Raw genomic sequence first — 11,976 nt, 5'->3', positions numbered from 1 at the left:
CGCGTTCGGTTCAGGCTCAGTTTTCCGCCAGGTAGGCCGTGAGGCCGTCGAGGAGCATGTTGCTCCCCTGCTCCGCCTGGTCGCGATCCTCGGCGGTGTCGAAGGTCTGCGACAGCGTGATCTTGGTCTTGTTCCCCTCCGCGACGAAGTCCGCCGCCATCAGCGCGGGCTCGTCGCTGCCGGGGACGTTCATGCCCAGCACCAGCCGTTCCTTGGGCACGACCTCGGTGTAGGTGCCGGTCAGCGGCACGCGGGCGCCGCCGGGAATGACCATCACCGATCTCCACTCGCCACCGGGGCGCACGTCGAGTTCGACCTCCTCGGCGTGGGCCCACTTGCCGTACTCGTCGTTCTTCGTCCAGGCGTTCCAGACCTTGTCGACCGGGGCGTCGAGGGTGCGGGTGATGGAGTAGTCGTAGCCCTTGCTGCTCATCTTTGCTCTCCTTGTTTCGGCTTGCGGTAGGTGCGGACCAACTGGAGCCAAGGTATAGTCAATATTGATGATCGTCAAGAATCTTGACTAACTTCCGAGGGGCGTGATGACCATCGAGCGGGAGGCTGATCTGGGGATGTTGATCGGTCAGCTGGGACGGGCGTTACAGGACGAACTGTTCAGCCGGCTCGCCGAGCAGGGGCACCCGCACGTACGGCCCCGGCACGGCACCGTGCTGTCCGTGCTGCCCGAGTCCGGGGCCCGTGCCACCGAGCTGGCCCGGCTGTCCGGGCAGCACAAGCAGATCGTCGGGGTCATCGTGGACGAGCTGGTGGAACTCGGTTACGTGCGCAGGGAAAGCGATCCCAGCGACCGGCGCGCCAAACTCGTCGTGCCGACCGAGGCCGGCGTGGACGAGGTCGCCAAGGCCCGCGCCATCCTCGCGGCGATCGAACAGCGGCACCGCGAGGAGCTGGGCGACGAGACCTACCGGACCTTCAAGACGGCGCTCGAGCACATCACGCACTCCCAGCGCGGGTGGCAGAGCCTTCAGAGGTAGGTCATCCCCATGCGGTCGCGGACTGCATCGAGCGTGCGGTCCGCGACCGCGTTCGCCCGCTTGTGGCCCTCGCGGAGGATCCGGCGCAGCTCCCCGCGGTCACGGGCGAGGTCGGCGCGCCTCGCCCGGATCGGCCGCAGGTGCTCGTTGAGCGCCTCGGTGACCACGGCCTTGAGCCGCCCCGCACCGCCGTCGCCCACCTCCTCGGCGACGTCCTCGGGACGCCGGTCCTGGCACAGCGCGGCCAGCAGCACCAGGCTCGCGACCTCGGGCCTGCGCTCCGGCTCGTACGTGATCATGCGCTCCGAGTCGGTCTTCGCACGCCGGATCAGGTTCGCCGTCTCGTACTCGCCGGCACCGAGCGCGATCGCGTTTCCCCTGCTCTTGCTCATCTTCCTGCCATCGACGCCCAGCAGCGCCGGGGCTTCCCCGAGCAGGGGCTCTGGCTCGGTGAACAGCTGCCCGTAGCGCTCGTTGAACCGCCGGGCGAGCAATCGGGTCAGCTCCAGGTGCGGCAGCTGGTCCCGGCCCACCGGCACGACGTCGGCGCCGCAGAACAGGATGTCGGCCGCCTGGTGCACCGGATAGGTGAACATCAGCCCGCTGACGCGTGCCTGCCTGCTCGCCGCGATCTCTTCCTTCACCGTTGGGTTGCGCCGCAGTTCGGCCACGCTCACGAGGCTCAGCAGCGGGAGCAGGAGCTGGTTGAGCGACGCGACGTGGCTGTGCGTGAAGATGGTGCTCGCGGCCGGGTCGATGCCCACCGCGAGGTAGTCGAGCAGCAGCTCCTCCACGTACTCCGGGAGGTTCTCGGCGACGTCGCGGTCGGTGAGCACCTGGTAGTCGGCGATCACGACGAACAACTCGGCGCCCTGCCGTTGCAGGCGGACCCGGTTGCGCAGACTGCCGAAGTAATGTCCGATGTGGAGCGGTCCGGTGGGCCGGTCGCCCGTCAGCACCCGGATGCCGGTCATGGTCACCCCTTCGAGGTCAGGGGCGGTCTTCGAGCCGGCTGAACACGGGCCGTACGAAGACGGCCCGGTTCGCGCGCACGCGGAAATGGTGGCCGTCCTAGGACAGCCACCACCACTCGCGGCGGATGGTCATGCGCGCCAGTCTACCCCGTCTTGTCCGGCACCAGTGTGTTCTGCCGCGCGATCACCCACCAGCGGCCGTCCTGCTTCACCAGCACGTACAGCGCGACCATCGCGTGGTCGAGGTCGACCAGCTCCCCCGAGGAGTCGGCCGCCCGCGCGCCCTTGTGCGCGAGCGCGACGTCGGGCCGCACGAACAGGACGTCGAGCAACTCGTAGCGCACGTACTGGTCCCGCAGGAACCCGGCCAGAGCCGCGCGGTTGGCCTCCAGCAAAGTGTCCCAACCGGACATTCGCACGCCCATGGCGTTCACGACCGTCGCGTTGCGCGCGAAATGCGCGGTCAACAGGTCGGCGTCGTTGGTGTTGTAGGCGGTTTCGGTGTCGGCGATGATCTGCCTGATCTCCGCGAGATCGGCCTCGTGCTCGGAAGTGTCCTCGATGATGGGTGCTGGGCTCATGCCACCAGCCTGCAACCTCCAGTTAGCTGGAGGTCAACTGCGCGTCGAGGAACGAGTCCACAAAGCGCCACGTCGTCCCACGCGCCCTGCGGCCCGTCAGCACGCCCAGGTGCCCGCCGGGCGCGACCTCGAACCGCACCTCCGGCGCGTTGTCCAGCAGCCCGACGAGCCGCTCGACCGCGCGCCGCGGCGCGATCGTGTCGTTCTCGCCCGCGATCACGAGCGTGGGGACCTTGACGCCGGAGAGCGAGATCACCCTGCCGCCGAGGTCCACGCTGCCCTCCGCGAGGTCGTTGGCGCGGAAGAAGCGGTGGTAGAGCTGGCCGAACGTGCGACCCGGGTAGGCGATCATGTTGTCCATGAAGTGGTCGACGGCCTCGATCTGCGCGAGGAAGTCGCGGTCGTCGAGATTGCGCAGGATCGCCAGCGGCTTGGTGATCTCCTTGCTGATGCCCGTCGCCCTGAACACCTTGCTGACCAAATAGGACGGTGCGCCGCCGAGAGCCCGGTAGAACGGCGTGAGCAGGTGCCCTCCGGTGAACTCCACGAGCGGCCGGAACGGCGCCACGAGCGGGATGGCCGTGAAGTCGAACGGCGAGGCGATGGTGGTGATCGACTCGACCGGCAGCTTCGGCTGGTCGGCCGTGGTGAGCAGGGAGAAGATGCCGCCGAGGCACCACGCGACGACGTGCACGCCCTGCCCGCCGGAGTCGGCGCTGACCTTGCGGATCGCCCTCGGGAGCACCTCCTCGATCCAGTGCTCGATGCCGAGGCGCCGGTCGGAGAACGCGACGTTGCCGTAGTCGACGAGGTAGGTCCGCCTGCCGCCCTCCACGAGGTGCTCGGCGAGACTGCAGCCCCGGCGCAGGTCGAAGCACAGCGCGGGCGCCGCCAGTGGCGGCACGAGCAGCACCGGAGGCCCGCTGGGCGCGCGTTCACCGCTGGTGCCGGTGAGCCGGTACACCGACCGGTTGGGCCCCTGGTCGATGAGCACCCTCGGCACCGGGCGCAGGTCGGCGACGCCGCCCTGAAGCACCTTCGCCGCCACGTTGGACGCCGCCGACATCAGTCGCGCGGGTGGTGATGTCGGTGATGTCATTGCGTCTCCCCTCGGCCTGCCGGGGACACGTTAACCCACGCCCGCGCCGTCGAGCCGGTCCTCGAAGACCTGCCCGACCCAGTCCCCGACGCGGAACCGCTCGGTGGGCGTGAACCCCTGCCCGGTGTAGTAGCGCACGAGCGCACCGTCACCGCCGGCCCAGCAGTCGACACGCACGAGGCCGATGGAGCGCCTGCGTGCCTCCTCCCGCGCGTGGCGGAGCAGGAAGGCGCCGACACCCCGCCCGGTGTGCCGCCGCGCGGTGATCAGCAGGTCGATGTAGAGCTCTCGCTCCGAGACCGGCGGGATGTGGGCTGGCGGCTGCTCGGTGAGGATCAGCGCGCCGGCGGCATCGCCGTCGAACTCGGCGATCAGCAGCTTGCCGCCGCTCGCCATGCCGTTGACGCGCTCCACGCGCTTCGGGTCCTCCGACCACGGTGTCGAGCCCCACTGTCCTTCGCGGCCCCGCTCGGTGAGCCACGCGACCGCTCCGTCGAACATCGCCAGCAGGAGCCCTGCGTCGGCGGCGACACCGGGCCGGATCGTCGGTTCCGTCATAGCGCGGTGAGGATACGCGGACCGTCCTCGGTGATCGCGACCGTGTGCTCGACGTGCGCGGCCCTGCTGCCGTCGGCGGTGTAGAGCGTCCAGCCGTCGTCACCGGCGCGGTAGGCGTCCGCGCCACCGCGGATGAACATCGGCTCGATCGCGATGGCCATGCCGGGGCGCAGCCGCAGGCCCTGGCCCGGCCTGCCCTCATTGGGCACGTGCGGCTCCTCGTGCATCGCGTGCCCGATGCCGTGCCCGCCGTGGTCGGCGAGCAGGCCGTAGCCCGCGCCCCTGCCGATGACGCCGATCGCGTGGCCGATGTCGCCGAGCCGGTTGCCGGGCCGCGCCGCCTCGATTCCGGCGGCCAGGCCGCGCTCGGTCGTGGCGATCAGGTCGAGGTCGGCCTGGTCCGGCGTGCCGACGACGAAGCTGATCGCCGCGTCGCCGTGCCAGCCGTCCACCTCGGCGCCGAAGTCCACGCTCACCAGGTCGCCGTCCCGCAGGCGGTAATCGGTGGGGATGCCGTGGACGACGGCGTCGTTCACACTCGTGCACAGCACCGCCGGGTAGGGGCTTGGCGCGAAGCGCGGGTGGTAGTCCTTGAACGACGAGCTTGCGCCCGCGTCGACCAGCACCTCGGCCGCGATCTCGTCGAGCTCCTTCAGCGACGTGCCCACCACCGCCCCCGCCTTGACCGCCTGCAGGGCCGTGGCCACCACCTTTCCGGCCAGACGCATGGCGTCCAGCTCTCCCGGGGTCTTGAGTTCGATCACCGCATGCTCTCTTCAGATCGGGATACTAATACCGGTATACCTATCACATGCGGCGACGGTGGCGCTCAGCGCAGGCCGAGCTCCCTCGCGATGAGCATGCGCTGCACCTCGCTCGTGCCCTCGCCGATCTCGAGGATCTTCGCGTCGCGGTAGAAGCGGCCAACGGCGAACTCGTTCATGAAGCCGTAGCCGCCGAAGATCTGCGTCGCGTCGCGGGAGTTGTCCATCGCCGCGTTGGACGACGCGAGCTTGGCGATCGCCGCCTCCTTCTTGAAGGGCTCGCCGCGCAGCATCTTCGACGCCGCCTCGTAGTAGGCCAGCCGCGCGGTGTGCGCACGCAGCTCCATGTCCGCGATCTTGAACTGGATCGCCTGGTAGGCGCCGATCTTGTTGCCGAACGCCTCCCGCTCGCCGACGTAGCGGAGGCACTCGTCGACGCAGCCCTGCGCGAGACCCACGCCCAGCGCGGCGATCGCGATCCTGCCTTCGTCCAGAATGGACAGGAACTGCGCGTAGCCACGCCCGCGCTCGCCCACGAGGTTCTCCTCGGGAACGCGGCAGTCGGAGAACGCCAGCTCATGCGTGTCGGAGGCGTTCCAGCCGACCTTCGAGTACTTCGGCGCCACGGTGAACCCGGGCGTGCCCGACGGCACGATGATCGCCGAGATCTCCTTGCGCCCGCCTGCCTCGCCCGTGATGGCGGTGATGGTCACCAGGCGCGTGATGTCGGTGCCGGAGTTGGTGATGAACGCCTTGCTGCCGTTGATCACCCACTCCCCGTTGTCCAGCCGCGCCGTCGTGCGCGTGGCACCCGCGTCCGAGCCGCCTCCCGGCTCGGTGAGCCCGAACCCGCCGAGCGCCTCACCCGAACAAAGGGCGGGCAGCCACTCGCGCTTCTGCTCCGCGGAACCGAAGCGGTAGATCGGCATCGCGCCGAGCGATACCCCGGCCTCCAGCGTCACGGCCACGGACGAGTCGACGCGCGCCAGTTCCTCCAGCGCGATGCACAGCGCGAAGTAGTCGCCGCCCATACCGCCGTACTCCTCGGGGAAGGGCAGTCCGAACAGGCCCATCTCCCCCATCTTCGCGACGAGGGGGTACGGGAACTCCTCGCGCTCGTAGTAGCCGCCGATCACCGGCGCCACCTCGTTCTGCGCGAAGTCGTGGACGGTCTTGCGCAGGGCCTCGTACTCGTCGTCGAGCCTGAAGTCGATCATGATGTGTGCTCCTCGGGGGTTACCAGGGCGAGTGCCTCGTCCAGCGCGACCTGTTGGCCCGCCTGGACGTGGAGTTCGGTGACGACGCCGTCGACCGGCGCGGTGATGGTGTGCTCCATCTTCATGGCCTCGACGACGAGCAGCGGCGTTCCGGCCGCCACCACGTCGCCCTTGGCGACCTTGACCACGAGCACCATGCCGGGCATGGGGCTCGTGACGGGTCCGGCCTCGGCGTCCTCCGCGTGGGACGCCAGCAGGTTCGGCCGCTCGCCGAGCGCGACGCCGCGGCCCTCGCGCGCGAGCCACACCGTGCCGTCCGGCGCCTCGGCGCGCCGGTAGCGCAGGTACTCGCCGTCGTTGCGCACGGCGAGCACCGCCCCTGTTCGCTCGGCCGACGCCGCGACCGGCTCACCGTCGTCGATGCTCACACGGGCGTCCTCGGGCGCGCCCTCGACGCGCACGAGCGACTCGGTCTGCTCGGCGCGCAGCCGGAAGGTCACGCTCGCGCTGGCGCCGAGCCGCCAGCCGCTCGGCATGTCCCACGGGTCCACCACCGCGCCGCTCGGGTGCAGCGCGAGCAGCCGGTCGAGCGCGCCGGCGACGAGGAAGTCGCCGGGAACGCCGTCGGACACGAGCGAGGACAGCTTGCGCTCCACCAGCCCGGTGTCGAGGTCGCCCGCCCGCACGTCGGGGTCCTGCAGGAGCGCACGCAGAAAGGTCACGTTGGTGTGCACGCCGAGCACCGCGGTGTCGGCGAGCGCGCGGTCGAGCCGGTGCAGGGCCGAGGCGCGGTCGGGGCCCCACGCGATCACCTTGGCGAGCATGGGGTCGTAGTTGGAGCCGACCACGCTGCCCTCGGAGAGCCCCGAGTCCACGCGCACACCGGTGCCGGACGGCTCCGCGAGCCCGAGCACGGTCCCGCCCGTGGGAATGAACCCGCGAGCGGGATCCTCGGCGTAGACGCGGGCCTCCACCGCGTGCCCGTCGAGGCGCACGTCCTGCTGGCTCACGCCCAGCGGCTCACCCGCGGCGACGCGCAGCTGCCATTCGACCAGGTCGAGGCCTGTCACCAGTTCGGTCACCGGGTGTTCCACCTGCAGGCGCGTGTTCATCTCCAGGAAGAAGAACTCGTCCGGTCTCGCGGAGGAGACGATGAACTCGACCGTGCCGGCGCCGACGTAGCCGACCGAGCGGGCGGCCTCCACCGCCGAGGCGCCCATCCGCTCCCGCGTCGCCTCGTCCAGCAGCGCCGACGGCGCCTCCTCGATGATCTTCTGGTGCCGCCGCTGCAGGCTGCACTCGCGCTCGCCGAGGTGGATCACGTTGCCGTGCGCATCGGCCAGCACCTGGATCTCGATGTGCCGAGGGCTCTCCACGAACCGCTCGACCAGCAGCCGGTCGTCACCGAACGCGCCCCTGGCCTCTCGCTGGGCCGACTCGACGGCCTCGGCCAGCTCGCCGGGCTCCGTCACCAGCCGCATCCCCTTGCCACCACCGCCCGCGGAAGGCTTGAGCAGCACCGGGTAGCCCACCCGCTCGGCGGCGGCGGCGATGCCAGCCACGTCGTCCACGTCTGACTCACCGGGCACCACGGGGACGCCCGCGGCCGAGACCGTGGCCTTGGCGCGGATCTTGTCCCCCATCGCGTCGATCGCGCTCACCGGCGGGCCGACGAAGACCAGGCCGGCTTCCTCGCACGCCTTCGCGAACGCGGCGTTCTCGGAAAGGAAGCCGTAACCGGGGTGCACGGCCTGCGCCCCGGACTCCACGGCGGCACGCACGACGTCGGGCACGGACAGGTAGCTCCTCGCCGCCTCGGCCGGGCCGATCCGCACCGCGGCGTCGGCCTCCCGCACGTGCCGCGCCCCGGCGTCGGCGTCGCTGTAGACCGCGACCGAGCGGATCCCCATGCGCCGCAACGTGCCGATCACGCGGACGGCGATCTCACCCCGGTTGGCGACCAGAACTGTGTCAAACAACTGTCGAACCAGCCTCTCTCACATCCGGAAGACGCCGTAGCCGACGGGTTCGAGCGGCGCGTTGGCCGCGGCCGACAGCGCGAGCCCGAGCGTCATGCGCGTGTCGAGCGGGTCGATCACGCCGTCGTCCCACAGCCGGGCCGTCGAGTAGTACGGATTGCCCTGCTCCTCGTACTGGGCACGGATCGGGTCCTTGAACGCCTCTTCGTCCTCAGTGGACCATTCGGCGCCCTTGGCCTCCATGGCGTCCCTGCGCACGGTAGCGAGCACCGATGCCGCCTGCTCGCCGCCCATCACGGAGATCCGCGCGTTCGGCCACATCCACAGGAACCGGGGCGAGTACGCGCGCCCGCACATCGAGTAGTTCCCCGCGCCGAACGAACCGCCGATGATCACGGTGAACTTGGGCACGCGCGCGCACGCGACCGCGGTGACCATCTTGGCGCCGTGCTTGGCGATTCCGCCTGCCTCGTAGTCCTTTCCGACCATGAAGCCGGTGATGTTCTGCAGGAACAGCAACGGGATCGAGCGCTTGTCGCACAGCTCGATGAAGTGCGCGCCCTTCATCGCCGACTCGGAGAACAGCACGCCGTTGTTGGCGATGATGCCCACCGGGTGGCCGTGGATGCGGGCGAAGCCCGTGACCAGCGTGGCGCCGTACTCCTTCTTGAACTCCGCGAACCGGCTGCCGTCGACGATCCGGGCGATCACCTCGCGGACGTCGTAGGGCGTGCGCGGGTCGGTGGGCACCACGCCGTACAGCTCGCGGGGATCGGCCACGGGTTCCTCGGTGGGCAGTACGTCCCACGGCCTCGGCGCGCGCGGACCGAGCGTCGACACGATCGAGCGCACGATGCGCAGCGCGTCGGCGTCGTCGGCGGCGAGGTGATCGGTGACACCGGACGAGCGCGCGTGCACGTCACCGCCACCGAGTTCCTCCGCCGTCACGACCTCGCCGGTGGCCGCCTTCACGAGCGGCGGCCCGCCGAGGAAGATCGTGCCCTGGTTGCGCACGATGACGGCCTCGTCGCTCATCGCGGGCACGTAGGCGCCGCCCGCCGTGCACGAGCCGAGCACCGCGGCGATCTGCGGGATGCCGCGCGCGGACATCGTGGCCTGGTTGTAGAAGATGCGGCCGAAGTGCTCGCGGTCGGGGAACACGTCGTCCTGCCGGGGCAGGAACGCGCCGCCGGAGTCGACGAGGTAGACGCACGGGAGGTTGTTGTGCAGCGCGACTTCCTGCGCGCGCAGGTGCTTCTTGACGGTGACCGGGTAGTAGGTTCCGCCCTTCACCGTCGCGTCGTTGGCCACGACCACACACTCGCGGCCGGACACGCGCCCGATGCCGGTGATGATCCCGGCCGAGGGAGCCTCGTCGTCGTAGAGGCCGGTGGCGGCGAGCGGTGAGAGCTCGAGAAACGGCGAGCCCGGGTCGAGCAGCGCGTCGACGCGATCCCTCGGCAGGAGCTTGCCACGTTCCACATGCCGGGCACGAGCCTTCTCGGAACCGCCGAGCCGGGCCGCGGCGAGCCGCTTGCGGAGATCCTCGACGAGCTCGGCGTGCCCGTTGACATTGCGGGCGAAAGCGTCACTGCGCGGATCGGCTGAGCTGGTGAGCGCCGGAGTGTCCATCCCGCCCCTTTGGGGTTAGCTACCGTTAACGTCACTCAGGATGTTAACGGTAGCTAACCCCCGCGTCCAGCGCTCGGACGGACTCAGCCGGTGACGGCCTCCAGAGCGGGCAGGTAGCCGAGCGCCTGACCGTTCACGTTCGGGTGGTAGGACTCGTCGACGGGCCAGGTGAGGCTCTTGAGCCACCAGTCGCTCGAGCAGATCTCGTGACCGGTGAACGGCCCGCGCACGTCGACGAACGTGAAGCCGGCGGCAGCGGCGCGCTGCCCGGTCACCTCGGCGAGCGCGTCGGCGCCGGAGTTGATCGCCTCGCGCTTGACCTCGCTCAACCCGCCCTGGCACGACCCGCCCAAACTGGTAGAAACGCGGGTAGCCGAGCACCACGATCTCCGCGTTCGGCGCCTTGCTCCGCAGCGTCGCGTACACGTTGTCGAGCAGGCCGGGCAGCGTTCCGGTGACGAACGCCTTGGCATCGGCGACCCGGCCGACGCACGCCTGGTCTCCGCCGAGCGTGCAGTCGGTCATCACGTCGGTGAAGCCGGCGTCGTTGCCGCCGACGGAGACGGTGACGAGCGTCGTGGCCTCCGACAGCGCGCCGGCCTGCGTGAGCACGTCGTCCGTGCGTGCGCCGAGGCACGCGACGAACTGGAAGTCGGTGGCACCGTGGGAATCCGCCCACAGCTGTGGATAGGCGTTGGCGCTGCGCTTGCAGGAGCCCGAGTCGCCGTACTCCCCGGCTCCGACACCGGAGGAGTAGGAGTCGCCGAGCGCGACATAGCTGACCGCCTGCGCGGCGGAGGTGATCGCGCTGCCCACCAGCACCAGCGAGGCGACCACGAGAACGGAGAGAAATCGGAAAGCCTTCACCAGCATGGCGGACCCCTTCGTCAATCGCTGACGAGAAGACCATTACCAGCCAAAACGACACCGTGGAAGGTGCCCGATCGGGAGATGACCCGACCGGTTCAAGCCGGAAGTCGGGGCGGATGTTAGCGCTCGCTAACCACCCTGTCCTAGACTGACGCGATGTCCCACGGTTCCGCACCCCTCTCCGGCGGGGAGAAGGCGAGCAGGCGCGAACAGATCCTCGCGGCCGCCGCCGAACTCTTCGCCCAGCACGGTTTCCACGGGGTGGGGATCGACGACATCGGCGCGGCCGTGGGGATCTCCGGACCGGCGTTGTACCGGCATTTCCGCAGCAAGGACGCGATGCTCGGCGAGATGCTGACGTCCATCAGCGAGTACCTCTTCGACGGCGGCAAACGCCACTCGGATCGTTCCGGCGACCCCGACGAGATCCTGGCCGGGCTCGTCCGGTTCCACGTCGACTTCGCGCTCCAGCGACCCGCGCTGATCACCGTGCAGGAACGCAACCTCGCGAACCTCACCGACGCAGACCGCAAGCAGGTGCGGGCACTGCAACGGCGCTATGTCGAGGTGTGGGTTCGCGCGTTGCGCGCGGCCGTGCCGAACCTCGACGAGCCGCACGCGCGCTCCGCCGCACACGCCGTCTTCGGGCTCATCAACTCGACGCCGCACAACCGGCACCTGCCCGACGACGAACTCGCCGACCTGCTCTGCCGCCTGGCACTGGGCGCCCTCTACGCGGCCAAATGACGATCACCCCAGCGGGCGGCACCCAAACGGGCCCGCGCTGGTGTTTGATGGTGCACGTGCACGCGGACCGAAGCGAGAGCGACGAGGAGCCGGCAGGGCTCGTCGAGAAGGCGCAACGCGCTCTCGTCGCCATGCGCTTCGGCGACGACGACGAGGCCCTCACCGTGCTCGCGCCGTCGGCGGCAGAGCGCATGGCCGACACCCGTGAGCTGATGCTGCTGCTGTTCGGCGCGTGCAGCGCGATGGTCAGCACGCTTGGCGACGGCGGCGCGGCACCCGTCAAGGTGCAGGTCTTCGACGAGGCGGGCGAGGAGGTCTCGATCGACCAGGCGGACCCGCCCGTGCGCACAGCCGTTCGCACACTGCTCGCCGAGGTGCACGGCAACACCGAGGCCGCACAGGAGCAGGTGGAGATCGCGCTCGCCAACGCCGCACCCGACGAGGTGGACGCCTTGATCCTGCAGGCCCTGCGCTGGACGATGCGTCTCTCCGCCGAGTGCCTCGACCGCCGCCTCCCGGTGGCCGACTGGATCGCGGAAGCCCTGGCCAACTAGGCCCTGCCC

At 70.0% G+C, this 11,976-nt stretch carries 13 protein-coding genes; 3 read left to right on the top strand and 10 right to left on the bottom strand.

The annotated features are described in order from the left end of the window. Window positions 1–16 precede the first annotated feature (16 nt). Window positions 17–433 (bottom strand): SRPBCC domain-containing protein, encoded by a 417-nt coding sequence (locus tag DI005_RS24775; protein WP_112271035.1) that lies wholly within the window; start codon window positions 431–433, stop codon window positions 17–19. Between the two features lie 106 nt (window positions 434–539). Here DI005_RS24775 and DI005_RS24770 point away from each other — a divergent pair, with 106 nt between their 5' ends. Then, complete coding sequence (locus DI005_RS24770) at window positions 540–992, top strand: MarR family winged helix-turn-helix transcriptional regulator (protein ID WP_199543206.1); 453 nt, start codon at window positions 540–542, stop codon at window positions 990–992. Here the strand turns inward: DI005_RS24770 and trpS are convergent. From trpS to DI005_RS24725, 9 genes are all read right to left on the bottom strand, one after another. Beyond that, window positions 983–1,966 carry a tryptophan--tRNA ligase gene (trpS, locus tag DI005_RS24765; protein ID WP_113643749.1) on the bottom strand — a complete coding sequence of 328 codons (984 nt, stop codon included), beginning with the start codon at window positions 1,964–1,966 and terminating at the stop codon, window positions 983–985. The genes DI005_RS24770 and trpS overlap by 10 nt on opposite strands. A gap of 143 nt (window positions 1,967–2,109) precedes the next feature. After that, the gene (locus tag DI005_RS24760; protein WP_112271031.1) at window positions 2,110–2,547 is read right to left on the bottom strand and encodes an SgcJ/EcaC family oxidoreductase; all 438 of its coding nucleotides are present in this window, start codon (window positions 2,545–2,547) and stop codon (window positions 2,110–2,112) included. Window positions 2,548–2,569: 22 nt separating this feature from the next. Next, window positions 2,570–3,646, bottom strand: coding sequence for an alpha/beta fold hydrolase (locus tag DI005_RS24755; RefSeq protein ID WP_233520306.1), 1,077 nt, complete (start codon window positions 3,644–3,646; stop codon window positions 2,570–2,572). Between the two features lie 30 nt (window positions 3,647–3,676). After that, the gene (locus tag DI005_RS24750; RefSeq protein ID WP_112271027.1) at window positions 3,677–4,204 is read right to left on the bottom strand and encodes a GNAT family N-acetyltransferase; all 528 of its coding nucleotides are present in this window, start codon (window positions 4,202–4,204) and stop codon (window positions 3,677–3,679) included. Then, window positions 4,201–4,968 (bottom strand): type I methionyl aminopeptidase, encoded by a 768-nt coding sequence (map, locus tag DI005_RS24745; RefSeq protein WP_113643747.1) that lies wholly within the window; start codon window positions 4,966–4,968, stop codon window positions 4,201–4,203. The genes DI005_RS24750 and map overlap by 4 nt, the downstream gene beginning before the upstream one ends. Window positions 4,969–5,033: 65 nt before the next feature. Next, window positions 5,034–6,185, bottom strand: coding sequence for an acyl-CoA dehydrogenase family protein (locus DI005_RS24740; RefSeq protein ID WP_112271023.1), 1,152 nt, complete (start codon window positions 6,183–6,185; stop codon window positions 5,034–5,036). Continuing rightward, on the bottom strand, window positions 6,182–8,164 hold the full coding sequence (locus DI005_RS24735; RefSeq protein ID WP_113643745.1) for an acetyl/propionyl/methylcrotonyl-CoA carboxylase subunit alpha: 1,983 nt from the start codon (window positions 8,162–8,164) through the stop codon (window positions 6,182–6,184). The genes DI005_RS24740 and DI005_RS24735 overlap by 4 nt, the downstream gene beginning before the upstream one ends. A gap of 18 nt (window positions 8,165–8,182) precedes the next feature. Next, window positions 8,183–9,796, bottom strand: a complete 1,614-nt coding sequence (locus tag DI005_RS24730; protein WP_112271019.1) for a carboxyl transferase domain-containing protein — start codon at window positions 9,794–9,796, stop codon at window positions 8,183–8,185. Window positions 9,797–9,811: 15 nt separating this feature from the next. Beyond that, entirely contained in the window at window positions 9,812–10,669 is an 858-nt protein-coding gene (locus tag DI005_RS24725; protein ID WP_369973619.1) for an SGNH/GDSL hydrolase family protein, read from the bottom strand. Window positions 10,670–10,822: 153 nt separating this feature from the next. Between DI005_RS24725 and DI005_RS24720 the strand changes: the two genes are divergently transcribed. Both DI005_RS24720 and DI005_RS24715 read left to right on the top strand, forming a co-directional pair. Continuing rightward, window positions 10,823–11,413 carry a TetR/AcrR family transcriptional regulator gene (locus DI005_RS24720; protein ID WP_113643743.1) on the top strand — a complete coding sequence of 197 codons (591 nt, stop codon included), beginning with the start codon at window positions 10,823–10,825 and terminating at the stop codon, window positions 11,411–11,413. 47 nt (window positions 11,414–11,460) lie between these two features. Next, window positions 11,461–11,967, top strand: a complete 507-nt coding sequence (locus DI005_RS24715; RefSeq protein ID WP_113643741.1) for a hypothetical protein — start codon at window positions 11,461–11,463, stop codon at window positions 11,965–11,967. The last annotated feature ends 9 nt before the right edge of the window (window positions 11,968–11,976 follow it).

It is taken from the genome of Prauserella sp. PE36, assembly GCF_003311655.1.
Taxonomy (GTDB): domain Bacteria; phylum Actinomycetota; class Actinomycetes; order Mycobacteriales; family Pseudonocardiaceae; genus Prauserella_A; species Prauserella_A endophytica.
The sequence above is the reverse complement of the archived record's forward strand: the minus strand, read 5'-3'. Positions and strand labels throughout refer to the sequence as shown.

Bases quoted from the DNA above. Each gene is read 5' to 3' on its own strand.
- DI005_RS24715 (WP_113643741.1), top strand. From the start codon at position 11,461: ATGGTGCACGTGCACGCGGACCGAAGCGAGAGCGACGAGGAGCCGGCA.
- trpS (WP_113643749.1), bottom strand. From the start codon at position 1,966: ATGACCGGCATCCGGGTGCTGACGGGCGACCGGCCCACCGGACCGCTC.
- DI005_RS24775 (WP_112271035.1), bottom strand. From the start codon at position 433: ATGAGCAGCAAGGGCTACGACTACTCCATCACCCGCACCCTCGACGCC.
- DI005_RS24730 (WP_112271019.1), bottom strand. From the start codon at position 9,796: ATGGACACTCCGGCGCTCACCAGCTCAGCCGATCCGCGCAGTGACGCT.
- DI005_RS24760 (WP_112271031.1), bottom strand. From the start codon at position 2,547: ATGAGCCCAGCACCCATCATCGAGGACACTTCCGAGCACGAGGCCGAT.
- DI005_RS24720 (WP_113643743.1), top strand. From the start codon at position 10,823: ATGTCCCACGGTTCCGCACCCCTCTCCGGCGGGGAGAAGGCGAGCAGG.
- DI005_RS24740 (WP_112271023.1), bottom strand. From the start codon at position 6,185: ATGATCGACTTCAGGCTCGACGACGAGTACGAGGCCCTGCGCAAGACC.
- DI005_RS24770 (WP_199543206.1), top strand. From the start codon at position 540: ATGACCATCGAGCGGGAGGCTGATCTGGGGATGTTGATCGGTCAGCTG.
- DI005_RS24755 (WP_233520306.1), bottom strand. From the start codon at position 3,646: ATGACATCACCGACATCACCACCCGCGCGACTGATGTCGGCGGCGTCC.
- DI005_RS24750 (WP_112271027.1), bottom strand. From the start codon at position 4,204: ATGACGGAACCGACGATCCGGCCCGGTGTCGCCGCCGACGCAGGGCTC.
- DI005_RS24725 (WP_369973619.1), bottom strand. From the start codon at position 10,669: ATGCTGGTGAAGGCTTTCCGATTTCTCTCCGTTCTCGTGGTCGCCTCG.